The following is a 21,822-nucleotide window of genomic DNA, read 5'->3' on the forward strand; positions in this document are numbered from 1 at the left end:
CGGTGTTTATCGCAACAGGCCAGCCATGCCGGCCGTGAGCTGTCCCAACGTCACCTGCCCGATCTTGTCCCTCCACTCCTGCTCGATGGCGTCTCGCTCGCGCGTCACCACATCCACCAAATCGAGTCCCTTCCTGGTCGCCGAGATTGCCAGGGCTCGTCTGTCGCCGGTGGCGGTCGCGACCTGGAGCAGCCCGGCCTTTTGCAGCTTGGCCACCGTCTTGGCGGCAAACTGCTTTGTAGTTCCGATCATCTCGGCGGCGCGCTGAACGGAGATCGGCTCGTCGCCCAGACACCAAAGCAGCTTGACGTCGGGCATCCCGATCTCGGGATGGCCTCGGTCCGCCAGGCGGGCCAACAGAGCCGTCCGTCCAATTTGCGCCAGGGCTTGAACGAGTTCGAACGGGGAGTCCGGGTGGATCATTGACAAAGACACCTTTGTTGTCTAATTCGACAACCGAATTGTCTAATTTCTGGAGGGGCAAGTAAAGTGTCGACCGTCGAAACGCATATCCGTCCCTGGTATGTCATGCCTCTCTCCACACTGGCCGGGATGTTCCTGGCCAATGGGCTTCCCCATATGCTGGCCGGCCCCCTGATCCTGCGCCTGCCGACGCCTTTCTCAGGTGGTCCGGGCACGCTTTCGAGCCCTATGGTCAATGTGCTGTGGGGTTTGTCGAACATCGCCATTGGCCTGCTGCTGGTCCGTGCCCTGCGGCCGTGGGCGTCGAGCAAGGCGCCTCGCCTTGCGGTAGCGCTCGGTGCTGCGGGGTTCCTGGTGTTCCTGACCTGGGCAATAGGCTCCCTGCCGCTACCGGGCCGCTTCGCCCCGTAGTCCGCACTGTCTTGGGCCAGCAGAACTTTGCGCTGATGGACCGATGGTTCGTAGCCCGTCACCATGGTGGAGCGGGCGAACGGACTGATGTAGCGTGGGGGCGAGGGTTCACCGGCAAACCACGGCAAGCGGCATGAGCGTCACCATTTACCACAACCCCGATTGCGGCACCTCGCGCAACACGCTGGCCATGATCCGGGCAAGCGGGGTCGAGCCGCGTATCATCGAATATCTGCAAACGCCACCCGACCGGGAGCAGATCGTGCGACTGGTCGCGGCGGCGGAACTGACGCTGCGGCAGGCCCTGCGGCAAAAGGATACCCCCTACGCGGCGCTGGGCCTTGATGATGCCGGGATGGACGACGATGCCCTGCTCGACGCGATCGAGGCCCATCCTATCCTCTTGAACCGGCCTTTCGTCGTGACGCCGCTGGGCGTGCGGCTGTGCCGGCCCAGCGAAGTTGTGCTCGAGATCCTTGACAACCCCGATATCGGACCGTTCACCAAGGAAGATGGCGAGGTCGTCATCCCCGCGTCGAGAGGCGCGTAGTGACCGGCGCGCAAGAACCGGATTGCGAGACCCGATTGCAACGATGTTGCGCCCATGAGGGCCTTTTCCGAATGAAATTGCGCCGTGGGTCGCCGTGGCGTGACAAATGCAGGAAAGTCCCAAGCGCGCTATGCTAGGATTTATCCCGATCATTGCTGCGAGGCTGAGATGGACGACGTCATCATTCTGGGAGCGGGCATTGTCGGGGTGGCGACGGGCATTCACCTGCTGCGACGCGGACGCAGCGTCACCCTGATCGACAAGAACCAGCCAGGACGGGAAACCAGCTTCGGCAATGCCGGCATCATCCAGCGCGAAGGGGTGCGGCCGCATCCATTCCCGCGCGACCTCGCCATGCTGATGCAGGTGGGCCTGCATCTGAGTACGGCCGCGCGCTATGAGCCGCTGGCCCTGCCGCGGCTGGCGCCAGCCCTGCTCAAATACTGGTGGGCTTCGTCGCCCGAGAGCTACAAGCGGGTGGTGCAGAGCTATGCGCCGCTGATCGGCCGCTCGATCGTGACCCATGCGGACCTGATGGCGCAGGCGGGGCCGCATGCCGAAGCCCTGGTCAGCAAGAGCGGGTGGCTGTTGGCATTTCGCAGCGACAGGGGCTTGCGACACGAGGCGGAAAAGGCCCGCGAGGATGCGACCCAGTTCGGCATTGCGCACAGGGTCGTGGACTGGCCCGAGCTCAAGGCAATGGAGCCAAGCCTCAAGGGCGGGCTGGCCGGGGCGATCCTGTGGACCGACCCGTGGACCGTGCGCGACCCCGGCGCGCTGGTGGGCGAGTATTTCAAGCTGTTCCAACGGCTGGGCGGCACGTTCGTGTCGGGGGCGGCTAGCGGGCTGAGCCAGGATGGCGGGGTGTGGTCGACCGAGGTGGGCGGCGTGCGCCACAGCGGCAGGCAGGCGGTGATCGCGCTGGGGCCATGGGCGCCCGAAGTGCTCGACAAGCTGGGCTATCGGCTGCCGCTTTTCGTCAAGCGCGGCTATCACATGCACTATGGATCAGAAGACGGAGCAAAGCTCAACCAGCTGATCCTCGATGCGGAGGTGGGCTATGTGCTGGCGCCCATGGCGCGCGGCATCCGGCTCACCACGGGAGCGGAATTTGCGCTGCGCGACGCGGCGCCGACGCCGATCCAGCTCGGGCGGGCGGAGCGTGCCGCCAAGGAGCTGTTCCCGCTGGGCGAAAGGCTCGACCCCGAGCCGTGGAAGGGGGCGCGCCCCTGCACCCCCGACATGATGCCCATCATCGGCAAGGCGCCACGGCATGAGGGGCTGTTCGTGGGCATTGGTCACGCCCATCACGGCTTCACGCTGGGTCCTGCAACGGGGGAACTGCTAGCCCAGACGATGACCGGCGAGCAGCCGGCGATCGACGTGAAGCCATTCGGCATGGAGCGCTTCCTGGGGCGGTAGGTCGCAGCCCTGGGTTGACAAGACATCCCATCGCCAGTATTTAGCTAATTACGTAATTAGCAAAGTACGCAAATATGGCCGATCTGCTGAGCATTACCTTCGCCGCACTGGCGGACCCGACGCGACGGGCTATCCTGGCGCGGCTGACGCATGGGCCGGCGACGATCAACGAGCTGGCCGAGCCGTTCGACATGACCCTGCCTTCGGTATCGCGGCATGTGAAAGTGCTGGAGGAGGCAGGCCTGGTGTCGAAGGCGCGGGAGGCGCAGTTCCGCTCATGCCGGCTGGAAACCCTGCCGCTGGAGGCGGCCGACAGCTGGCTGGCCGAATACCGGCAATTCTTCAGCGAGCGCTTTGACCGGCTGGAAGAGCAGATCAAGGCCATGATGGCCGAGCGGGCAAAGGACAATCCCAAGCAAGGAGAAGGATGATGGCACCGACCTACCGAGAGGAACGCGGCTTCGTGCTGACCCGGATGCTGGATGCGCCGCCCGAAGTGGTGTGGCAGGCCTGGACGCAGCCCAAATACCTCGACTGGTTCTTCAATCCGGGAACGCGGACCTACCTGCCAACCAGCGTCGACCTGCGGGTCGGCGGGGCGTGGCGCCAGCATATGGTGGAAAGCGAGAGCCGGCAGTATGTGACCGGCGGCATCTACAAGGAGATCGTGCCGCATCGGCGGCTGGTATTTGCCTGGGGCGCCAGTGGCGGCTGGCCGGATACCGATGCGGGGGATGGGCCTCAGGTGACCGTGGAACTGACGCCCGAAGGCGAGCGCACGCGAATGGTGGTGGCGCTGCACCTGCCCGACCAGCTGAGTGCCGCGGAGGTGCAGGACTGGCTCGACAAGGGGCTCGAGCCAGGCATGGCCATGACGATCGACAGGCTGGTGGCCCGCTTCACGGCCAAGGCCGCCTGAGGCAGGGCCCCGGCCAGTGGCCGGGGTCCGATGGTTGGTTCAAGACAGGGTCGGTTCGATGAACAGGGTCAGCGTATCGTCCTGAATGGTGGCGCCAACCACCTGATCGAGGGGGATCTGGGCATCGTCCAACACGCCCGATATGGCCGGATTACCCTCGATGGCGGCGCGGATGGCATCGACGTCGCTATCGACCAGGCTGCGCTCGCAGCCATCGATGCGGACCAGTTCGAGCGTATCGGCACCGGCAATGGCCTGTGGCGTCGCCGCGGCACCAGATGCCAGCGCCAGCACGCCGATATCGCAATCGAGCGCGGCGATATCGAAGCCCGCACCGACAAAGGCGGGCGGGGTGACACCGATGACCGGAGCCGGGCCCTGGACAGGTGCCGGCAGGGGCGGCGGGTTGCCAGGGCTGCCCTTGTCGCCACCCGAGGTGCTGCCCGTAGTGGTGGTATCGGTATCGCGGGGCGAAGGGCCGCCGGTGGTGGGGGTGGTCGGGCCACCATCGTTGTCGTCATCGCCGGGTGTGCCCGTGCCGGTGTCGCCATCGGTTCCGGTATCATCCCCGCCGGGGCCGCCGGATGTGTCGGTGCCATCAGGATCACGACCTGGTAGCAGCGTCAGGTCGATGCTGGCGAGCTCGTCGACGCTGCGGTCGGCCAGGTCGCCATCGTTGCCGAGCAGCCGCAGCTCGACCGCGGCGCCAAGCGGCTCGGGCAGAAGCGCGACATCCAGCTCGGCCAGTTCATCGGGCGACAGCAGGTCGAGGTCGATAGCGGCCAGTTCGGCCGGGGTCAGGTCGGCGTCTTCGCTATCGCTGCCCAGGAGGCGAAGCTGCGCGGTGGTGCGCAGATCGTCGGGCAGCAGGTCGAGGTCGATCTCGGCCAGCTCGTCGCGGGTGAGCGCGTCGATGTCGAGCGTCGCCAATTCGCCGGCAGTGGGTGCCGTAGTGGCATCCCCGTCGCCCAGGAGCGCCACGTCAACCAGGCCATCGAGCACGATGACCTCGGTGGCGCCGTTTTCGGCGATCTGCACGGCCAGCACGTCAGTGGGGTCGATGCCCTGCTGGTCGAGGATGGCGCCGAGTTCGACGCTGGCCGAGATGGCGTCGAGCAACTCGTCGCGCCCCGGGCCGCCCAGGTCGATGGCGGCGCGGATGTCGGCCAGACTGTCCTGGCCCAGCAGATCCAGCACGGCGACGATGGCGACGCGACGATCGTCGATCGCGCTGTCGAGGTCCAGTCCAGCCAGGTGCGGCTGGCCGATCAGGTCAAGCAGGGCACCCTTGCGGGCCGTTTCGTCCAGTCCGGCAATCCGGATATCGCCGGTGACAAGGCTGGAACCCGACGGCGCGGGGCTCTCGAGCACGTCGATATCGGCGTCCAGAACGGCATTGTTCGAGCCGCCGATATCAAGATCGATCAGCTTGCCGCCATGCGGGCCCGTGCTACCCTGTCCGCTGCCAGTGCCCTGCCCGAGGTTGACATCGACATCAACCAGGTTGCCACCGGAGCCGGTGTCATCGCCGTCGTTGCTGTCGTTGCTGCCGCCGACATTGACATCGGCGTCGACAGCCAGGCCGGCATCTTGGCCGGTATCCACATCGACATCGGCATCGAGCAGGCTGTCGCCTCCGACATCGACGTCGGCATCAGCCTCAATGCCCGGGACATCAAGGTCGACATCGACGCCGAGCAACTGGGCCTGGGTGGTGGGGGTAACAAGCAGTGCCGCTGCGAGTGCGGCGGCCGAGATGTAACTCTTGGTTTGCATTTGTCCGCTCCATGAAAAAGCTGGAGGGCCAACGCAGATTTGGGCGGGCGTGGTTTCAACACAGTCCACGCTGCGGTTAACGCCTGTTTACCGCAATTGTGGCAAGTGCAGGCAGGGACGGGCCGATGCCGCCCCTGCGCGCATTATCAGCGCAGCCAGCCGCTGGGGCGCGGATGGAGCTCCATCTGGCCGTCTTTGGTAGCCGCATCGATGGCCTCGACCTCGTCGGCGGAGAGGCTGAGATTGTTGAGCACGCCCAGGTTGTCCTTGAGCTGATCGAGGTTGCGCACCCCGATCAGCGCCGAGGTCATTTCCGGGCGACGCAGGGCCCAGGACAGAGCCAGCTGCACCATGGACTGGCCGCGCGAGCGAGCGATTTCGGCGACCTTGCCGACCGCGTCGAGCACACGCGGCTCGATATGGCTGGCCCGCAGCGTGCCATTGGGATTGCCGCCGCGGGTGCCCTCGGTGCCACCGGCATTGTATTTGCCCGAGAGGACGCCCTGCGCCAGCGGCGAGAAGGCGATGATGCCGATGCCCAGTTCGCCGCAGGCGTCGATGGTGTGGTCGTTCTCGATCCAGCGATTGATCATGGAATAGCTGGGCTGATGGATGGTCGTGGCAATGCCCATATCCTTGAGGATGGCATGCGCCTGCCGCGTTTCCTTTTCCGGATAGGAGGAAATGCCGACATAGAGCGCCTTGCCGGAGCGGACGGCCTGAGCCAGCGCACCCATGGTTTCCTCGAGTGGGGTCTCGGGGTCGTAGCGGTGGGAATAGAAGATATCGACATAGTCGAGCCCCATGCGCTTGAGCGACTGATCGAGGCTGGCCAGGAGATATTTGCGCGAGCCGAAGTCGCCATAGGGGCCAGGCCACATGGTGTAGCCCGCCTTGGTGGAGATGATCAGCTCATCGCGATAGGGGCGGAAATCGCGGGCCATGACCTGGCCGAACAGTTCTTCGGACGCGCCGGCGGGCGGGCCGTAATTGTTGGCGAGGTCGAAATGGGTGATGCCCTGATCGAAGGCATAGCCCAGGATTTCCATGGCACTGGGATAGTCGCGCGTGCCGCCGAAATTCTGCCAGAGGCCCAGGCTGATCACCGGCAGCTTGAGGCCGGAGCGGCCGGAGCGACGGTATTGCATGGTGTCATAGCGCGCCGTATCGGCCCGATAAGTCATGGCGAGTCTCCAACGATTTCTCGATTTGGCCCGGTGGGCGGGCGGTGGTATGAGCGGGCCGATGAACGAACGGCAACGCAAGATGAACGTCAGTCTGCCCCAGAGCCAACAACCATACAAGGTGATGGCGATCTACAAATTCGCCGACCTTCCCGATGCCGAGGCGATCCAGCCCGTGCTGGCGGCGTTCTGCTGCAGTCGCGGGATCAAGGGTACGCTGATCCTGGCGCCGGAGGGGATCAACGGCACGGTGGCGGGAACGACGGAGGCGATCGACGCGCTGGCCGACTGGCTGTTTGCCGGGCCCGTGTTTGCGAGGCGGCTCGAGGGCGCCGAAGTCAAGTACTCGAAGGCGAGCGCGATGCCGTTCCTGCGCATGAAGGTGCGGCTCAAGCCGGAGATCGTGACGCTGCGGGCGCCCGAGGCCAATCCGGCACGGCAAGTGGGCACCTATGTCGAGCCGGAAGACTGGAATAGTCTGATCGAGCGCAACGACGTGGTGCTGGTCGATACGCGCAACGACTACGAGGTGGGGCTGGGGACGTTCCAGCGGGCGCTGGACCCGGCGACCAAGAGCTTCACCGAGTTCAAGGACTACGTGGCCGAGCACCTCGATCCGAAGCGGGACAAGAAGGTGGCGATGTTCTGCACCGGCGGCATCCGCTGCGAGAAGGCGTCGAGTTACCTCTTGAGCCAGGGCTTCGAGGAGGTGTTCCACCTCAAGGGCGGGATCCTGAGATATCTCGAGATGGTGCCCGAGAGCGAGAGCCGGTTCAGCGGGGAATGCTTCGTCTTCGACGAACGCGTATCGGTGGGACATGGGCTGGTGGAGGGCGAGGCGACGCTGTGCCGGGCCTGCCGGCACCCGCTGACCATCCTGGACCGGGCGCATGCGGACTATATCGAGGGCGTGAGCTGCCCGCATTGCGCTGATGAGGCCGGCAAGCATGCCGCCGCGGCCGAGCGGCAGCGGCAGATGGAACTGGGCCGCAAGCATGGCGTGGCGCATCTGGGCGATGCGGCGGCCACGGTCGCGGCCGAGCGCAAGGCCGCCAAGCGGGCGCTGGCCGAGGCTTCGCGGGCACGCAACAAGGCCTGACTTATCCCCGCGCGTTGCTGCGGAACTAGAGTCTCCGGCAAAGGAGACTGCCATGGACCACACCGCCCGCCTCGCCCTGCCCTTCATCATGCCCAGCCAGGCGCAGAAGCACATCACTCACAACGAGGCCATCGAGGCGCTCGACGCGCTGGTGCAGCCGGTGGTGGAAAGCCGGGTACTGGCGACACCGCCAGGGACGCCACTGGCCGGCGAGGCGTGGATCGTGCCGGCGGGAGCGACCGGCGCCTGGGCCGGACATGGCGGGGAAATTGCAGCCTTCCAGTCGGGTGCGTGGCAGTTCTTCGACCCCGCCGCCGGCTGGCAGGTCTTCGACCGCTCGGACAAGACGCAACTGGTGTTCGATGCCGGCGCCTGGACGCCGCTGGCCTCGCTCGGTTCGGCGCTGCCACGCCTGGGCATCAATACCAGCGCGGATACGACCAACCGCCTGGCCGTGTCCGGCGCAGCGACGCTGTTCACCCATGCCGGTGGCGGCCACCAGCTCAAGCTCAACAAGAATGCGGCGGGCGATACGGCCAGCCTGCTCTACCAGACCAACTGGTCGGGTCGCGCCGAGATGGGCCTCAGCGGCGACGACCAATGGAGGCTCAAGGTGAGCCCGGATGGCTCTGCATGGGTCAATGCGCTGACAGTGAATGCCACGACTGGCGCCGCCACCGTTGCCGCGACGTTCCGCCCGGCTACCGACAATGCGGTGACGCTGGGCGGTTCGGGCGCGCGCTGGTCGGCCGTATGGGCGGCGACGGGGACGATCCAGACTTCGGATGCCCGCGGCAAGACCGACATCGCGCCAAGCGATCTCGGGCTCGAATTCATCCTGGCCCTCAATCCGGTGCGCTATCGCTGGACGGTAGGCGGCAATGAGGCGGGTGAAGCAAGGCCGGGGCGGCGGACGCATTATGGGCTCCTGGCGCAGGAAGTGCTGACCGCGCTGGAGGGACGGGATTTTGCCGGACATGTGCTGGCCGACCCCGATGACCCCGAGAGCGAACAGGGCCTGCGCTACGATGGCTTCATCGCGCCGTTGATCCGGGCGGTGCAGGAACTCGCGGGACGGGTCTCGGCGCTGGAGAAGCAGGATACCGATTCCTGACATCCCTAGCTGATTAGCGGCGATGGCGCCCTAGGCCTTGAGGCCTCGGATCAGGGCCTTGATGGTTTTGCGATAGTCGTCGAGCTCCTCCGGAGCCGCCAGCGCGGCGCGGTCGAACACGGCACTGAAGAGGCGCGCCAGGACCTCGACCGGCAGTTTCTTCATCGCGCCGGCATCCATGGCGTCACGCAGGCCGCAGATCAGCGTCTCCAAACCGTGGCGCGCATCGATCGCATCAACCGCGGCACGGCCCAGCACGGCGGGTGCATCGATCAGCAGGATCTGCCGGCGCCCCGGATCCTGCATGGCATCGAGGAAAATATCGCAGCCGGCAATGAGGGCCTTGATCGGTCCCGGCCCCTCGTCGCCCTCGCCGGCCGCATTGATGGTCATGGCCATGAGCAGGTGCTCTTCCTCGACCACAGCGGCGAACAGCGCCTCCTTGTCGGCGAAGTGGTGGTAGAGCGCACCGCGTGTAACCCCTGCTGCCGCCACGATTTCGGGGGTGCTCGTACCAGCATAGCCCTTTTCGGCAAAGAGCGTTCGGGCGGCAGACACCAGTGCGCGCCGGGTTTGCGACCGTCGCTGTTCCTGCGTTTGGCGCACTTGCATACATGCATCCTGTATGTTACTCATTCATACAGGCAGTATGTATTTAAATTGGATGTTGAGCAAGGAGACTTTCATGCGAACCAGCAGCTTTTACCCGCTTTTGCAGGTGTCGGACGTCGAGCGCACCGCGCAGTTCTATGAGACAAACCTTGGCTTTGTCCGCACATTCGCCACGGACTGGTATGTGCAGATGCGCGCGGCGTCCGAACACCCGTTCGAAATAGCCATCATCGGGCAGGATCACGACTCCATCCCGCTGGCCGCACAGGGGCCAAGCCGCAACGTCATCCTGAGCTTTTATGTCGATGACGCCGCAGCAGAGGAGAGGCGGCTGGTGGCGGCAGGCGTCGACGTCGTGCAGGCCCTGCGCGACGAAATCTTTGGGCAGCGGCACTTCATTGCCGCCGATCCCAACGGCATTCTGATCGACGTCATCACCCCGATCGAGCCCGATCCGGCGTGGCTTGCGGCAAATTCTCCGTGATCCAAATAAATTAGCCGAACCGGCTGGCGCAGCGCGATTCTCCCCGTTAGTTTGCCGCTAACATTTCAGGGAGGATCGCGCCCATGACCAGCAAGCGCCTCGGCGTCGGCTTTATCGGCACTGGCAATATTTCATCGGCTTACCTGCGGGCCATTACCGGCCACGAGAATATGGCAGGCTTCCCCGTGCTCGATATCAAGGGGCTGGCCGACATGCGTCCGGAGGCGTCGGAAGCGCGCGCCGCCGAGTTCGGTCTCAAGTCGATGAGCATCGACGAGATGCTTGGCAGTTCCGAGATCCAGCTGATCGTCAACCTCACCATTCCGCGCGCCCATGTCGATGTGGGACTGCGCGCGCTGGCCGCCGGCAAGCATGTCTATTCGGAAAAGCCGCTGGGCATCAATTATGCCGAAGGCCGCAAGCTGCTCGACGCCGCCAACAAAGCCGGGCTGCGCATCGGCTCGGCCCCGGACACGTTCCTGGGCGGCTCGCACCAGCAGGCGCGTGCGGTGGTCGATAGCGGCGCGCTGGGCCAGATGGTGGGCGGCACCGGGTTTTTCATGTGCCCCGGGCACGAGGCCTGGCACCCCGATCCGGCCTTCTACTACGATATCGGCGGCGGGCCGGTGCTCGACATGGGCCCCTATTACATCACCGACCTGGTGAACCTGCTCGGGCCCGTGGCCCGCGTATCGGCCATGGCGTCGCAGCTGCGCAGCCAGCGCCCGGTCCTGTCCGAGCCCAAGAAGGGCCAGATCATGGACGTCAAGGTGGACACCCATGCCACCGCTTCGCTCGGCTTTGCCAATGGCGCGATCGTCCAGGTGGGCCTCAGCTTCGACGTGGCGGCGCACAAGCATGTGCCACTCGAGCTCTATGGCACCGAGGCGAGCCTGATCGTGCCCGATCCGAACTTCTTCGGGGGGGACGTCGAAATCCGCAAGCGCGGGCGCGACGAGGCCTGGACCAAGGTCGAGGTGACCCAGCCCTATGCTGATGGCAATTACCGCTCGCTGGGCGTTGCCGACATGGCGCAGGGCATTCTGGACAACCGCCCGCACCGCGCCAATGGCGACCTGGCGCTGCATGTGCTCGAGGTAATGGAAGCCTTTGCCACCGCGTCGGCCGAAGGGCGCACGGTGGATATCAAGACCCCGGTCGAGCGGCCGGAGCCGCTGGCGACTTCGCTCAAGGGTGGACGGATCTAGGGTTTGCTGGTTGCGCCGAGCAGCCAGACAGCCTGACCTCGGCGGCTCTCCGTCACCCCACCCTCAATCCCTCCCCATCAAGGGGAGGGAGGCGCCAGATCAACCCGCAAGGGTTTATCTCTATGTCACCGCACTCTCCGACCAGGCTTCCCTCCCCCTTGTGGGGAGGGAATGAGGGTGGGGTGGCTTGGTCCGGATATCCGGCTTCTTCACCAACGCCAGGTGAGGCCGGCGGCGTCTTCGGCATTGAAGTGCAGAGAGACCTCGACGTCGTTACCCTCGACATGCACATCGTCGGTATATTGCCGCTGCAGCAGCGTGATGGTCTGCTGGTCGGCGTTGGAACGCAGGTAGAGGTAGTCGAAGCAATCCTGCGTATCGTCAGCACGCGTGGCGTAGACGGCCTGTTTGATCTCCCAGAGCTGCCGACCCGTGATCACGCTGCCGTCGCTGCGGCGGGTTGCCCGTACCGTGGGGACCCAGTCGGCCCCGGTCTCGCAGATGTAGCGGTCATCGCGGAAGATGCCCTTGTCGGTAAAGGCGATGTCTGTATCGGCGTCCCAGGCATTGCCGATCTCGAAAGTGGCGCCCAGGTTGGTGACTTCGAGGTATATGTCGGTCCAGGCACAGCTATGGTCCTGGTTGTTGTAGCACCACTGTTCGCTCGATTGCATGAGCGTGGCGACGTCGGTCATCGATACGGGTTTGTTGGCCTTGTGGCGGTCGATGACGGACTGTGTTTCGGCGTCGAAGGCCAGGGCCGAGCCCGTGGTCAGCGTGATCGCCAGGGCGGCAAGCAGCATCTTCATTGCAATGTCTCTCCGGTCTCCGCAGACCGCCGAGCATAGCATTGTGCCATTGCGGCGAAAGCACAATGACGCAGAAGGGTTGACAGGCGCGCATAATGTAACAATGTAAGTTACATGAAACGCTCCAGCCGCCTCTCGCTTGCCCTCCATGCGCTTGTCCACCTGCACAAGCAGCCCGACGAAGCCATTACCTCGACCACGCTGGCGCAGTGCCTGATGACCAATCCGGTGGTCGTCCGCCGGGTGCTGGGTGAATTGCGCGAGGCGGGAATCGTGACCGCCAGCAAGGGGCATGACGGCGGCTGGCGCCTGGTGCGCCCGGCAGCCGAAATCAGCCTGCGCCAGGTCTATGCCGCGATGGGTGAAAGCCTCCTCATCCGCACCGAAAGCGATCCGGGCGATATCCAATGCGGCATCGTCCGGACGGTCAATTCCGTCATGGGCGATTTCCTCGCCGATGCCGAGGCGCTGCTGGCGGCGCGGCTCGAGCGCGTGTTGCTCGACGACATTGCGCGCCAGGCCATTCCCAATCCTCTCCATCCACACGGAGCCATCAATCATGGATGACGTCATCATCGTGGGCGGCAGCTTTGCCGGCCTCGCCGCCGCGTTGCAGCTTGGCCGCGCCCGGCGCAAGGTCACGGTGCTCGATACCGGACTGCCGCGCAATCGCTTCGCCGGCCATTCGCATGGGCTGCTTGGGCATGATCACAAGCCGCCTCTCGGAATTCTGGCGCAGGCCCGCCAGCAGTTGGCCCGCTATCCGACGGTCAAGCTGGTCAATGCACGCGCCGACAGTGTTTCGGGCGCCATCGACGATTTTTCCGTGCTCACGCAGGACGGAGAAGCCCTCAAGGCCCGTCGCCTGATCCTCAGCTATGGGGTGGCCGACCAGATGCCCGATATTTCCGGGTTTGCCGAGAGCTGGGGCAAGTCGATCGTGCCCTGCCCCTATTGCGACGGCTTCGAAGTGGCGGGCCAGCATTGGGGCCTGGTCTATTCAGGCCCGCAAAGCCCGCATGCGGTCATGCTGTTCCACGACTGGACCGACCGGCTGACACTGTTTGCCGATGGCCACGAGATCAGCGCAGAGGTACGCGCCGATATGGCGCGCCGCAACGTGCCCGTGATCGACGGCAAGATCATCGCGATCGCCCATGACCATGGCAGGATCGCCACGGTGGATCTCGATACCGGTCGCAATGTCGCGGTTGATGTGCTGTTCGCCCATCCGCGCAACCGGCCATCGGCACGCCTGCATGAAGCGCTGGGCCTCGAGACCGTGGATACCCCGGTCGGCGTCGCGCTCAAGGTTGATGATCGCCGGGAGACCACCATGCCTGGCATCTATGCGGCAGGGGATCTGGCCAATCCGATGGCGTCGGTGACGCTGGCGTCGTCGCATGGCGCGATGGCTGGCATCTTCGCGCAGCAGTCGATGCTGGTTTAGACGGGGAAAGGCTATCCTTTCCCGCAGGGTAGAGGACGCGTAGGCTCCGCGTCCTGGGCCGATTCCAGTCTCACCCGCTTGCCACAACCTTAGAATGGTTCTAATCAATGTTTAGAACCATTCCAAACTGTGGCCGCCATGTTTTCTCTCCTCCCTGACACCCGTCGTGCCTTCTCCTCCCTTTCGGAGCGGGAGATCCTGTCGCTTGCAGTGGCGGCCGAGGAGGAGGATGGCCGCATCTATTCCGAATTCGCCACGCGGCTGGCCGAGACCTATCCGGGCTCGGCGGCCCTGTTCGAGGCCATGGCGGCGGAGGAGGATGAGCATCGCCGCCGGCTGCTCGACCTTTATGTCGAGCGCTTCGGCGCGCGGCTGGTGCCGATCCGGCGTGAGCATGTGCGGGGCTTCGTGGCCCGCAAGCCGCTCTGGCTGATGAAATCGTTGACCCTGGAGGCAGTGCGCCTGCAGGTCTGGGAGATGGAGGAAGGCGCCTACCGCTTCTATATGGAGGCGGCCAAGCAGACCCAGGATGCCGGCATCCGCAAGCTCCTGGGCGACCTTGCGGCGCAGGAGCGCAAGCATGCCGACGCGGCCGACCGCATCGATGCGGACGTGCTGGGCGCCGAAGGCCGCGACAGCGAATCGAGCGAGGCCCATCGCCAGTTCGTCCTGACCTATGTGCAGCCGGGGCTGGCGGGCCTGATGGATGGCTCGGTCTCGACGCTGGCGCCGGTGTTTGCGGCGGCCTTTGCCACTGGCGATACGCACCAGACATTTCTGGTGGGCCTGGCAGCGGCGATCGGCGCGGGCATTTCGATGGGGTTTACCGAAGCGGCATCGGATGATGGCAAGCTCACCGGACGCGGCTCGCCGATCAAGCGTGGGCTGGCGGCCGGCATCATGACAGCCGTAGGTGGGCTCGGACATGCCCTGCCCTACCTGATCCACGATTTCACCATTGCCACCACCGTTGCCATCGCCGTGGTTCTCATCGAGCTGTGGGCTATCGCCTTCATCCAGAACCGCTATATGCAGACCCCGTTCTGGCGGGCCGTGTTGCAGGTGGTGCTCGGCGGCTCGCTGGTCTTTGCCGCGGGGATCCTGATCGGCAGCGCCTAGGCCGCGGCCGGCCGGGGGCGCAGGCGCCGCGCTAGCAGCCAGGCGCCGAGCATGGCCGCGCCGATGACGATCAGTGAGGGCGTCCAGCCGGCATCGGGCCCGAACAGCACCATATGCATGCGCCGCCCTGGCAGGAAGGTGAAGGCACCGGCCAGCATGAGCGTCCAGAGATAGGCGCCCTGCATGCCCGCGCGATGCGCCGCGACATTCTTGTCCACGATGATCGCCCGAAGCGCCCTATAGAGGGTGACATAGGTCACGATCGAGAAGATGTGGATCGGGCTGAAAGGGCCGATCAACCGCATCTCATGGATGAACAGCGCACTCGTCGCCACGGCCAGCATGAGCACGACCCAGATGCGGCCCAGCAGCTTATGGAGGCGCGTTCCCTTTTTCCGCCACAGCACGAAGGCGCCGAGGGGAAAGGCTGCCACGGCCGAGAAGGCGTGAATCTGGATGGCGAGGGGGGCTTGCAGAAGAGGTTCGAGCGACATTGGAAAGGACCTGGCTGGGGATTGCCAGCCTTCGATGATCGGCTACAGTCCGCGCCGCAACGTTCCCTACGCCAATGGCGGCTCTGCTACGTGAACTTCACCACCCTGCAATCCACGCTTCGTGAAATGCATGCCATGGCGCGCGATCTGCGGATCTGGGCCGCGCTGGGTCTGTTGGGCCTGGTGGTGGGACTGGTCGGGCCATTCGGCACATTCGAGATGCCGCCGCTGGCGCGCGTGGCCTATTGGCTGGCGGTCGTGCTGGGCACGTCGGTGACGGGCACGCTGATTGCCGGCGCAACCGAGCGTATGCTGGCGACCCGTCTGCACCGGCTGGTGGCAGCTGCCATTGCGGGCGGCATCGCCGGCGTGCCGATCGCGCTGGTGGTCATGCTGATCAATGTCGCTGCCTATGGCATGTGGTTCCCACCCATCGATGCGGTGACGCTGATGGTTTACTGCGTGGCGATCTCGGCGGCCGTAACCGTGCTTGGCGCCATTTTCGGGCGGACCCAACCGGCCGGTGCGACTGCGGACGGAACGCCAGCGCTGCTCGAGCGGCTGCCACTGCCGCAGCGGGGCCGCCTGCTGCATCTGGCAGTGGCCGACCACTATGTCGAAGTCACCACCGACAGGGGGAGGGCGCTGCTGCTGCTGCGGCTGTCCGATGCCATTCGCGAAACCGAGCCGGTGCCTGGCCTGCAGGTGCATCGCTCGCATTGGGTGGCGCTGTCGGCCGTTCGCCGCGCCACGCGGCAGGCGGGCAAGCCGGTGCTGGAACTGGAAAATGGCGCCATCGTGCCGATCAGCCGCAGCTATCTGGCCGATGCAAGGGCGGCCGGACTCCTGACCTGATCAGGCGGCGCCGGCCAGCGCATCGAGCCGGTTGTCGATGATAGCTCCGACACTTCCGCATTCGAGGGCGATTTCGCGCACGAAATCGGCCAGCATGTCGCGCTCGAGGGCCGCGACCGAACGCACGACCATCGCGGTGTCGCGATGCAGGGGCTCGAAATTGGTGTGCGCGATCTCGACCAGCCGGCCGGCCTTGACGTCGTCGGCCACCGCCGAATTGACGAAGAAGCCCAGCCCCTGTCCCTTGATGGCCAGCCGCCGGGCCGGGCCGGTGGGCAGTTCGACGCTGGTCTGGGCCATGCGCACCAAGGCCGCGGCGGTCTCCGGCTCGGCCTGCCACCAGCGCAGCGAGATGACCCGCGGCACCAGCGCCAGCACGTCCTCGATGGTGGGCTGGGCGGGCAGGCGGGCGGCGATTTCGGGCGCCACCACCAGCGGCACGCGCTCGCGCATGATCAGCAGTGGAACCAGGTCGACGACCAGCGGATCGATATTGGGCCAGCAGAGGATGCCCATCTCCACGTCGCGCTCATGCAGCATGGCGGCGATCTGGGCTTGCCGGCCTTCGTTCACGACCACATCGACGCCGGGATATTTCTCCTGGAAGCGCAGAAGCGGCTCGGTGATGAGCGGCGAGACGAGACTGCGCAGCGAAGCGATGGCGATGCGGCCGCGCTCGACGCGGCGCAGGGCCTCGCGCCCCTCCTGCACCGTGCCGATGATGCGGCGGGCAAAGGGCAGGAAGGTCATGCCCTGATCGGTCAAGGTCACGGTGCGGCCGCGCTGGAAGAGGGTAACGCCCAAGAGGCTCTCGAGCGCCCGAATACGCATCGAGGCCGTGGCCTGGGTGATGTTCAGATAGGCCGCGGCCCGGGTGAAGCTTTGCTCGCGCACGATGCGGTCAAAGGTGCGAAGCTGATCGAGGTCCATCGGTTTGGCTTATGACGCTGGGAAATCCGTTGCAGATTTCGAGCTTAGCATCGGGGATTGCGATGCGGAAGGACGGAACAGGGGCTAGGCGACCACTGCTGGGGGCCGTCGCAGCGTCGTGAGGATGAAGGTGACGATGAAGGTGGCGCTCATCAGCAGCACAATCGTGGGCGCCGGCGCGCTGTCGATGAAGAAGCTGAGATAGATGCCGACCAGGGAGCTCACAACCGAAACGGTCACGGCGATCAGCATCATGGGGGCGAAGCGTTTGGAGATGAGATAGGCGATGGCGCCGGGCGCGACGAGCAGGGCAATGACCAGCACGATGCCGACTGCGGTGAGAGCGGCGACAATGGTGAGCGACAGCAGCGCCAGCAGGCCATAGTGCAGCACGCGCACGGGCAGGCCAATGGCGCCGGCCTGTTGCGCATCGAAGGTGAAGAGCAGCAGATCGCGCCACTTGGCGAGGACGATCAGCGAGACGACCAGGGCGATTATGCCGGTCTGGAGGAGGTCGGCGGGCGAGACGCCCAGGATGTCGCCGAACAGGATATGGTCGAGATGCACATCGGTCTGGATGGAGGTGTAGAGCACGATGCCCAGGCCAAAGAGGCCGGCGAAGACCACGCCCATGACCGTATCTTCCTTGATGCGGCTGTTCTCCTTGAGATAGCCCACCGAGAGGGCACAGCCCATACCGGCGGCGAAGGCGCCGATGCCGAGGGGCAGGCCGACGATATAGGCCAGGACCACGCCGGGCAGCACCGCGTGGGAAATGGCATCGCCCATCAGCGACCAGCCCTTGAGGACGAGGAAGCAGCTGAGGAGCGCCGTGGGGATGGCGACCATCACCGCGATCAGCATGGCCGAGGTCATGAAGGGGAACTGGAACGGCCAGAGGGCGTAGGTGAGGAACTCGCTCACGAGGCGATCTCCGCTGCCGCCTTACGCCGGGCGGCCAGCAATCCGTGCTTGGGGGCGAAAACGAAGGCGAGGAGGAAGACCAGCGTCTGCAGCACGACGATGACGCCGCCGGTGGCGCCATCGAGGAAGAAGGAAATGTAGGCGCCAACCAGGCTCGAAAGCGCCCCGACGGCGATGGCGATGAGGATCAACCGGGGGAAGCGGTCGGTCAGCAGGTAGGCGGTGGCACCGGGCGTGACCACCATGGCGATGACGAGGAAGGCGCCGACGGTCTGCATGGCCGCGACCGTGCAGGCCGCGAGCAGGGTAAAGAAGATCACCCGGAGCAGCGGCGGGTTGAGGCCGATGGAGCGGGCGTGGCTTTCGTCGAAGAAGGTGACCATGAGGTCCTTCCAGATGAAGAACATCACCACCAGCGTCACCACTGAAATGATGACCAGTTGCAGCGTGTCCTCGGGCGTGACGGCCAGGATATTGCCCATGACGATGGTCTGGATGTTCACCGCGGTGGGCGACAGCGAGATCATGAACAGGCCCAGGCCGAAAAAGGCGGTGAAGATGAGCCCGATGACCGCGTCTTCCTTGAGCTTGGTGCGCTGGGTGAGGAAGAGCATGGCGCCGGCGGCAAGCCCGCCCGAGAAGAAGGCGCCGATGGAAAAGGGCAGGCCCAGCATATAGGCGCCGGCGACGCCGGGGACGATGGAGTGGCTGAGGGCGTCGCCGATCAGCGACCAGCCCTTGAGCATGAGGTAGGCCGAGAGAAAAGCACAGACGCCGCCCACCAGGGCCGAGACCCAGATGGCATTGATCATGTAGCCGTAGGAGAAGGGCAGCAGCAGCGTCTCGATCATTGACCGTCCACCGGATCGGACTGCTTGTGGGTCATCTTGCCCTTTTCGCCATACATGACGAGCGGGCGCTCATCGTCGGTCAGCACCGAGATGTGGCGCGGATCGTCGTCGTCATGCAGGCCCGCACCGGCGAGGACGAAGTGGCGCAGGGCACCGCCGAAGGTGATTTCCAGCCATTCGCGGGTGAAGATTTCCGAGGTCGGACCGGAGGCAAGGACGGTACCCTTGACCAGCACGGTCCGGTCGCAGAATTCGGGGACCGAACCGAGATTGTGGGTCGAGACCAGCATGACCTTGCCCTCGTCGCGCAGGGCGCGCAGCAGGGCGACAATGGCATCCTCGGTCTTGACATCGACGCCGGTAAAGGGCTCGTCGAGCAGGATCACCTGCCCTTCCTGCGCCAGGGCACGGGCGAGGAAGACGCGCTTCTTCTGCCCACCCGAGAGCTCGCCGATCTGGCGATGGCGAAACTCGAGCATGTTGACGCGCTCCAGCGCCGCGGTGACCATCTGGTGGTCGACCGGCCGCGGGCGGCGCAGCATCCCCATATGGCCATAGCGGCCCATCATCACCACATCCTCGACCAGCACGGGGAAATTCCAGTCGACATCCTCGGACTGGGGCACATAGGCGACGAGGTTGCGCTTGAGCGCCTGCCTGCCGGGAACGCCCAGGATATCCACCGCGCCCGATGCCAGCGGCACGAAGCCCATGATGGCCTTGAACAGGGTGGACTTGCCTGAGCCGTTGACGCCCACCAGGGCGGTGATCGAACCACGCGGAATGGTGAAACTGGCATGCTTGATGGCAGTGGTGCCGTTGCGATAGGCGACCGTGATATCGCGCACATCAAGGCCGGGCGCAGTTGTCTGCTGCAGCGCGGCGGTGCTCAGATCGTTCATGGGGTGAGGCCTTGTACGATGGTGCTTGATGTGACCGAGAGCAGGTCGAGATAAGTCGGCACCGGACCATCGGGTTCCGACAAGGAGTCCACATAGAGCACGCCGCCATACTTGATGCCGGTTTCGCGCGCGACCTGTTCGGCCGGCTTAGGGGAAATGGTCGATTCCGAGAAGATGGCGGGTACGGCGTTGGCGCGCACGGCGTCGATGACATGGCGCACCTGCTGCGGGGTGCCCTGCTGATCGGCATTGATGGGCCAGAGATAGAGCTCCTTGAGGCGGAAATCGCGGGCCAGGTAGCTGAAGGCGCCCTCGGAGGTCGCCAGCCAGCGCCGGTCCTCCGGGATGGCGTCGAGCGCCGCGCGGATGGGGGCCACGGTAGCGGTGATGCTGGCCGAATAGGCGGCGGCATTGGCATTGTAGGTCGCTTCATTGGCCGGATCGGCGGCGACGAAGGCCTTGCGGATATTCTCCACATAGATCAGCGCATCCGATGGCGACATCCAGGCATGGGGATTGGGCTTGCCCTGATAGGGGCCCTCGCCGATGCCCATGGGTTCGATACCCTCGGTGACCACGACGGACGGCACGTCGCCCAGATTGGCGAGGAACTGTTCGAACCACTGCTCCAGATTGAGCCCGTTCCACAGGATGAGGTCGGCATCCTGCGCCGCAATGAGGTCGCCCGGGGTGGGCTGGTAATTGTGGATCTCGGCGCCGGGCTTAGTGATGGAGACTACATCGGCGGCATCGCCGGCCACGTTGGCCGCCATGTCGGCGATGATGGTGAAGGTGGTGACGGCCTTTAGACGATCCTGAGCGGCGACGGGCAGGCTGGCCACGAGGGCTGCCGAGAAGGCAAGAGCGGCAAAGGCATGGCGATGCATCGATCACTCCAAATCAGAACACGAGATCAGTAGTGCAATTGCAAATCATTCGCAATAGCAAATCTGATGAGGGTGACTGTGATCCGGCCATGGCGGCCACGGCCATGGCGCGCACGCTTGCGGCGCATGGCGCAACAGCGCTAAGTGCAACAACGTTCCCTGCCCGCCGAGCGCCGATGACTTCTCCGATGCCGCTGAATTTCGACCTGACCGGCCACAATACGCTGGGGCTGCGGGCCAGCACGCATTATGCGCGCCGGATCGAGGATGCGAGCGAGCTGCCCGAATTGTTCGCGCAGGCGGAACGCGACGGCCTGCCGGTGCGACTGCTCGGGGGCGGCAGCAACGTGATCCTTGGTGAACACTATGAGGGCATTACCGCGCTCATGGCGACCAGGGGCAAGTCGCTGAGCGAAGGCGCCGATGGGGCGGTACTGCTCGAGGCACAGGCGGGCGAAACCTGGCATGACCTGGTGACCTGGACGGTGGCGCAGGGCCTGTGGGGGCTGGAAAACCTGGCACTGATCCCCGGCACGGTGGGGGCGGCGCCGATCCAGAATATCGGTGCCTATGGGGTGGAACTATGCGATCGCTTCCACTCGCTCGATGCCTATGACCGGACGACCGGCAGCGTGGTAACCCTCGGGGCGGCCGACTGCCGCTTCGCCTATAGGCATAGCGTGTTCAAGGAGCAGCCCGGGCGATACGTCGTGACCACGGTGCGGCTGCAGCTGAAGCGCAATGGCGAGCCGGAACTGAGCTATCGCGAGTTGTCGGGGCTGGGATCGGTAGATCACCCGGCGCGGGTAATGGATGCGGTGATCGCGCTCCGCACGTCCAAGCTGCCGGACTGGCGCGTACTGGGCAATGCCGGTTCGTTCTTTCACAATCCCATCGTTTCGGCGACGGTCGGCCGCGCCTTTGGCGTAGCCAACCCGACGGCACCGGCTTATGCGCAGGCCGATGGCACGATCAAGCTTTCGGCAGGGTGGCTGATCGAACAGGCCGGGCTCAAGGGCTATCGCAGCGGACCAGTGGGGGTGTCAGAGCGCCACGCGCTGGTGCTGGTCAACTATGGCGGAGCCACGCGCACCGACCTGATGGCGCTGGCCGAGCATGTGGTCGAAACGGTGCAGCAGCGCTTTGCCATTGCGCTCAAGCGCGAGCCCGAACTGCTCTAGTGCTGGCCAAGCGGAGGTACGGGACTCAGGGGCAACAGGTCATGCACCTGTTCATAGGCCTTGGCTTCACAGCGGCGCGCGGCCTCTTCGACCAACAGGCGAATGACGTCGGCGCCCTCGGGCGGGATAATGGCCAGAGCTTGCAGCAGATGATCGCGAGCGGCTTCGTAGCGGTGGTCCGGCAATGAGGTCATGGTGCATCCACAACCCTCCCCCTG

Annotated in this window: 26 protein-coding genes; 14 read left to right on the forward strand and 12 right to left on the reverse strand. The window is 65.0% G+C overall.

Annotated elements, in window-relative coordinates; all coding sequences use genetic code 11:
• Positions 1-6 precede the first annotated feature (6 nt).
• Positions 7-318, reverse strand: coding sequence for a MarR family winged helix-turn-helix transcriptional regulator (locus JI749_RS01380; RefSeq protein ID WP_201657744.1), 312 nt, complete (start codon positions 316-318; stop codon positions 7-9).
• Positions 319-489: 171 nt separating this feature from the next.
• On the opposite strand from JI749_RS01380, the gene JI749_RS01385 reads away from it, so the two are divergent.
• From JI749_RS01385 to JI749_RS01405, 5 genes are all read left to right on the forward strand, one after another.
• Positions 490-834, forward strand: a complete 345-nt coding sequence (locus tag JI749_RS01385; protein ID WP_201657746.1) for a hypothetical protein — start codon at positions 490-492, stop codon at positions 832-834.
• Between the two features lie 133 nt (positions 835-967).
• The gene (arsC, locus tag JI749_RS01390; RefSeq protein ID WP_201657748.1) at positions 968-1,384 is read left to right on the forward strand and encodes an arsenate reductase (glutaredoxin); all 417 of its coding nucleotides are present in this window, start codon (positions 968-970) and stop codon (positions 1,382-1,384) included.
• Between the two features lie 168 nt (positions 1,385-1,552).
• Positions 1,553-2,806: an NAD(P)/FAD-dependent oxidoreductase gene (locus tag JI749_RS01395; RefSeq protein WP_201657751.1), complete on the forward strand. Its 1,254-nt coding sequence runs from the start codon at positions 1,553-1,555 to the stop codon at positions 2,804-2,806.
• A 74-nt stretch (positions 2,807-2,880) separates the two neighbouring features.
• A complete protein-coding gene (locus tag JI749_RS01400) occupies positions 2,881-3,237 on the forward strand; it encodes an ArsR/SmtB family transcription factor (RefSeq protein WP_201657754.1) in 357 nt (118 codons plus the stop codon).
• Complete coding sequence (locus JI749_RS01405) at positions 3,237-3,725, forward strand: SRPBCC family protein (protein ID WP_201657757.1); 489 nt, start codon at positions 3,237-3,239, stop codon at positions 3,723-3,725. The genes JI749_RS01400 and JI749_RS01405 overlap by 1 nt, the downstream gene beginning before the upstream one ends.
• 39 nt (positions 3,726-3,764) lie before the next feature.
• Here the strand turns inward: JI749_RS01405 and JI749_RS01410 are convergent, their stop codons facing one another.
• The gene (locus JI749_RS01410) at positions 3,765-5,501 is read right to left on the reverse strand and encodes a hypothetical protein (RefSeq protein ID WP_201657760.1); all 1,737 of its coding nucleotides are present in this window, start codon (positions 5,499-5,501) and stop codon (positions 3,765-3,767) included.
• 146 nt (positions 5,502-5,647) lie between these two features.
• Positions 5,648-6,685 (reverse strand): aldo/keto reductase, encoded by a 1,038-nt coding sequence (locus tag JI749_RS01415; RefSeq protein WP_201657763.1) that lies wholly within the window; start codon positions 6,683-6,685, stop codon positions 5,648-5,650.
• An 82-nt stretch (positions 6,686-6,767) separates the two neighbouring features.
• Between JI749_RS01415 and trhO the strand changes: the two genes are divergently transcribed.
• The gene (trhO, locus tag JI749_RS01420) at positions 6,768-7,784 is read left to right on the forward strand and encodes an oxygen-dependent tRNA uridine(34) hydroxylase TrhO (protein WP_201662423.1); all 1,017 of its coding nucleotides are present in this window, start codon (positions 6,768-6,770) and stop codon (positions 7,782-7,784) included.
• A gap of 52 nt (positions 7,785-7,836) precedes the next feature.
• Positions 7,837-8,898 (forward strand): DUF2793 domain-containing protein, encoded by a 1,062-nt coding sequence (locus JI749_RS01425; RefSeq protein ID WP_201657766.1) that lies wholly within the window; start codon positions 7,837-7,839, stop codon positions 8,896-8,898.
• A 30-nt stretch (positions 8,899-8,928) separates the two neighbouring features.
• On the opposite strand, the gene JI749_RS01430 is transcribed toward JI749_RS01425, so the two are convergent.
• The gene (locus tag JI749_RS01430; protein ID WP_201657769.1) at positions 8,929-9,510 is read right to left on the reverse strand and encodes a TetR/AcrR family transcriptional regulator; all 582 of its coding nucleotides are present in this window, start codon (positions 9,508-9,510) and stop codon (positions 8,929-8,931) included.
• 73 nt (positions 9,511-9,583) lie between these two features.
• Between JI749_RS01430 and JI749_RS01435 the strand changes: the two genes are divergently transcribed.
• Together JI749_RS01435 and JI749_RS01440 are read left to right on the forward strand one after the other, a co-directional pair.
• Positions 9,584-9,994 carry a VOC family protein gene (locus tag JI749_RS01435; RefSeq protein WP_201657773.1) on the forward strand — a complete coding sequence of 137 codons (411 nt, stop codon included), beginning with the start codon at positions 9,584-9,586 and terminating at the stop codon, positions 9,992-9,994.
• Positions 9,995-10,077: 83 nt separating this feature from the next.
• Positions 10,078-11,202, forward strand: coding sequence for a Gfo/Idh/MocA family protein (locus JI749_RS01440; protein WP_201657776.1), 1,125 nt, complete (start codon positions 10,078-10,080; stop codon positions 11,200-11,202).
• A 209-nt stretch (positions 11,203-11,411) separates the two neighbouring features.
• Here JI749_RS01440 and JI749_RS01445 read toward each other — a convergent pair whose 3' ends face one another.
• On the reverse strand, positions 11,412-12,011 hold the full coding sequence (locus tag JI749_RS01445) for a hypothetical protein (protein WP_201657780.1): 600 nt from the start codon (positions 12,009-12,011) through the stop codon (positions 11,412-11,414).
• A 114-nt stretch (positions 12,012-12,125) separates the two neighbouring features.
• Between JI749_RS01445 and JI749_RS01450 the strand changes: the two genes are divergently transcribed.
• The 3 genes from JI749_RS01450 (at position 12,126) to mbfA (ending at position 14,580) form a co-directional block, all read left to right on the forward strand.
• Complete coding sequence (locus JI749_RS01450; RefSeq protein ID WP_201657783.1) at positions 12,126-12,578, forward strand: RrF2 family transcriptional regulator; 453 nt, start codon at positions 12,126-12,128, stop codon at positions 12,576-12,578.
• Positions 12,571-13,461 (forward strand): NAD(P)/FAD-dependent oxidoreductase, encoded by an 891-nt coding sequence (locus JI749_RS01455; RefSeq protein ID WP_201657787.1) that lies wholly within the window; start codon positions 12,571-12,573, stop codon positions 13,459-13,461. Before JI749_RS01450 ends, JI749_RS01455 begins: the two co-directional genes overlap by 8 nt.
• 138 nt (positions 13,462-13,599) lie before the next feature.
• Entirely contained in the window at positions 13,600-14,580 is a 981-nt protein-coding gene (gene mbfA / locus JI749_RS01460; RefSeq protein ID WP_201657790.1) for an iron exporter MbfA, read from the forward strand.
• On the opposite strand, the gene JI749_RS01465 is transcribed toward mbfA, so the two are convergent.
• Positions 14,577-15,074 carry a DUF2306 domain-containing protein gene (locus tag JI749_RS01465; RefSeq protein WP_201657793.1) on the reverse strand — a complete coding sequence of 166 codons (498 nt, stop codon included), beginning with the start codon at positions 15,072-15,074 and terminating at the stop codon, positions 14,577-14,579. The genes mbfA and JI749_RS01465 overlap by 4 nt on opposite strands.
• Before the next feature lie 90 nt (positions 15,075-15,164).
• Here JI749_RS01465 and JI749_RS01470 point away from each other — a divergent pair, with 90 nt between their 5' ends.
• The gene (locus JI749_RS01470; protein WP_201657796.1) at positions 15,165-15,929 is read left to right on the forward strand and encodes a LytTR family DNA-binding domain-containing protein; all 765 of its coding nucleotides are present in this window, start codon (positions 15,165-15,167) and stop codon (positions 15,927-15,929) included.
• Here JI749_RS01470 and JI749_RS01475 read toward each other — a convergent pair whose 3' ends face one another.
• The 5 genes from JI749_RS01475 to JI749_RS01495 all read right to left on the reverse strand — a co-directional run bounded on the left by JI749_RS01475 (position 15,930) and on the right by JI749_RS01495 (position 20,423).
• Positions 15,930-16,859 (reverse strand): LysR family transcriptional regulator, encoded by a 930-nt coding sequence (locus JI749_RS01475; protein ID WP_201657799.1) that lies wholly within the window; start codon positions 16,857-16,859, stop codon positions 15,930-15,932. It abuts the gene before it with no gap.
• An 84-nt stretch (positions 16,860-16,943) separates the two neighbouring features.
• The gene (locus tag JI749_RS01480; RefSeq protein ID WP_325166755.1) at positions 16,944-17,783 is read right to left on the reverse strand and encodes a metal ABC transporter permease; all 840 of its coding nucleotides are present in this window, start codon (positions 17,781-17,783) and stop codon (positions 16,944-16,946) included.
• Positions 17,780-18,634, reverse strand: coding sequence for a metal ABC transporter permease (locus tag JI749_RS01485; protein ID WP_201657802.1), 855 nt, complete (start codon positions 18,632-18,634; stop codon positions 17,780-17,782). The genes JI749_RS01480 and JI749_RS01485 overlap by 4 nt, the downstream gene beginning before the upstream one ends.
• The gene (locus JI749_RS01490) at positions 18,631-19,536 is read right to left on the reverse strand and encodes a manganese/iron ABC transporter ATP-binding protein (RefSeq protein WP_201657805.1); all 906 of its coding nucleotides are present in this window, start codon (positions 19,534-19,536) and stop codon (positions 18,631-18,633) included. The genes JI749_RS01485 and JI749_RS01490 overlap by 4 nt, the downstream gene beginning before the upstream one ends.
• On the reverse strand, positions 19,533-20,423 hold the full coding sequence (locus JI749_RS01495; RefSeq protein WP_201657809.1) for a metal ABC transporter substrate-binding protein: 891 nt from the start codon (positions 20,421-20,423) through the stop codon (positions 19,533-19,535). The genes JI749_RS01490 and JI749_RS01495 overlap by 4 nt, the downstream gene beginning before the upstream one ends.
• A gap of 176 nt (positions 20,424-20,599) precedes the next feature.
• Here JI749_RS01495 and murB point away from each other — a divergent pair, with 176 nt between their 5' ends.
• Positions 20,600-21,604: a UDP-N-acetylmuramate dehydrogenase gene (gene murB, locus JI749_RS01500; protein ID WP_201657812.1), complete on the forward strand. Its 1,005-nt coding sequence runs from the start codon at positions 20,600-20,602 to the stop codon at positions 21,602-21,604.
• Here murB and JI749_RS01505 read toward each other — a convergent pair.
• Positions 21,601-21,798, reverse strand: a complete 198-nt coding sequence (locus JI749_RS01505) for a hypothetical protein (protein WP_201657817.1) — start codon at positions 21,796-21,798, stop codon at positions 21,601-21,603. The two genes, murB and JI749_RS01505, sit on opposite strands and share 4 nt — an antisense overlap.
• Positions 21,799-21,822: the final 24 nt, after the last annotated feature.

Origin of the sequence: Devosia oryziradicis (assembly GCF_016698645.1) — a bacterium.
In the GTDB taxonomy this organism is placed as follows: domain Bacteria; phylum Pseudomonadota; class Alphaproteobacteria; order Rhizobiales; family Devosiaceae; genus Devosia; species Devosia oryziradicis.

Coding starts and splice junctions, on each gene's coding strand:
- JI749_RS01435 (WP_201657773.1), top strand. CDS start 9,584: ATGCGAACCAGCAGCTTTTACCCGCTTTTGCAGGTGTCGGACGTCGAG.
- JI749_RS01475 (WP_201657799.1), bottom strand. CDS start 16,859: ATGGACCTCGATCAGCTTCGCACCTTTGACCGCATCGTGCGCGAGCAA.
- JI749_RS01455 (WP_201657787.1), top strand. CDS start 12,571: ATGGATGACGTCATCATCGTGGGCGGCAGCTTTGCCGGCCTCGCCGCC.
- JI749_RS01465 (WP_201657793.1), bottom strand. CDS start 15,074: ATGTCGCTCGAACCTCTTCTGCAAGCCCCCCTCGCCATCCAGATTCAC.
- murB (WP_201657812.1), top strand. CDS start 20,600: ATGACTTCTCCGATGCCGCTGAATTTCGACCTGACCGGCCACAATACG.
- JI749_RS01440 (WP_201657776.1), top strand. CDS start 10,078: ATGACCAGCAAGCGCCTCGGCGTCGGCTTTATCGGCACTGGCAATATT.
- JI749_RS01395 (WP_201657751.1), top strand. CDS start 1,553: ATGGACGACGTCATCATTCTGGGAGCGGGCATTGTCGGGGTGGCGACG.
- arsC (WP_201657748.1), top strand. CDS start 968: ATGAGCGTCACCATTTACCACAACCCCGATTGCGGCACCTCGCGCAAC.
- JI749_RS01430 (WP_201657769.1), bottom strand. CDS start 9,510: ATGCAAGTGCGCCAAACGCAGGAACAGCGACGGTCGCAAACCCGGCGC.
- JI749_RS01485 (WP_201657802.1), bottom strand. CDS start 18,634: ATGATCGAGACGCTGCTGCTGCCCTTCTCCTACGGCTACATGATCAAT.
- JI749_RS01490 (WP_201657805.1), bottom strand. CDS start 19,536: ATGAACGATCTGAGCACCGCCGCGCTGCAGCAGACAACTGCGCCCGGC.
- JI749_RS01380 (WP_201657744.1), bottom strand. CDS start 318: ATGCCCGACGTCAAGCTGCTTTGGTGTCTGGGCGACGAGCCGATCTCC.
- mbfA (WP_201657790.1), top strand. CDS start 13,600: ATGTTTTCTCTCCTCCCTGACACCCGTCGTGCCTTCTCCTCCCTTTCG.
- trhO (WP_201662423.1), top strand. CDS start 6,768: ATGAACGTCAGTCTGCCCCAGAGCCAACAACCATACAAGGTGATGGCG.
- JI749_RS01495 (WP_201657809.1), bottom strand. CDS start 20,423: ATGCATCGCCATGCCTTTGCCGCTCTTGCCTTCTCGGCAGCCCTCGTG.
- JI749_RS01410 (WP_201657760.1), bottom strand. CDS start 5,501: ATGCAAACCAAGAGTTACATCTCGGCCGCCGCACTCGCAGCGGCACTG.
- JI749_RS01425 (WP_201657766.1), top strand. CDS start 7,837: ATGGACCACACCGCCCGCCTCGCCCTGCCCTTCATCATGCCCAGCCAG.
- JI749_RS01415 (WP_201657763.1), bottom strand. CDS start 6,685: ATGACTTATCGGGCCGATACGGCGCGCTATGACACCATGCAATACCGT.
- JI749_RS01400 (WP_201657754.1), top strand. CDS start 2,881: ATGGCCGATCTGCTGAGCATTACCTTCGCCGCACTGGCGGACCCGACG.
- JI749_RS01445 (WP_201657780.1), bottom strand. CDS start 12,011: ATGAAGATGCTGCTTGCCGCCCTGGCGATCACGCTGACCACGGGCTCG.
- JI749_RS01505 (WP_201657817.1), bottom strand. CDS start 21,798: ATGACCTCATTGCCGGACCACCGCTACGAAGCCGCTCGCGATCATCTG.
- JI749_RS01405 (WP_201657757.1), top strand. CDS start 3,237: ATGGCACCGACCTACCGAGAGGAACGCGGCTTCGTGCTGACCCGGATG.
- JI749_RS01450 (WP_201657783.1), top strand. CDS start 12,126: ATGAAACGCTCCAGCCGCCTCTCGCTTGCCCTCCATGCGCTTGTCCAC.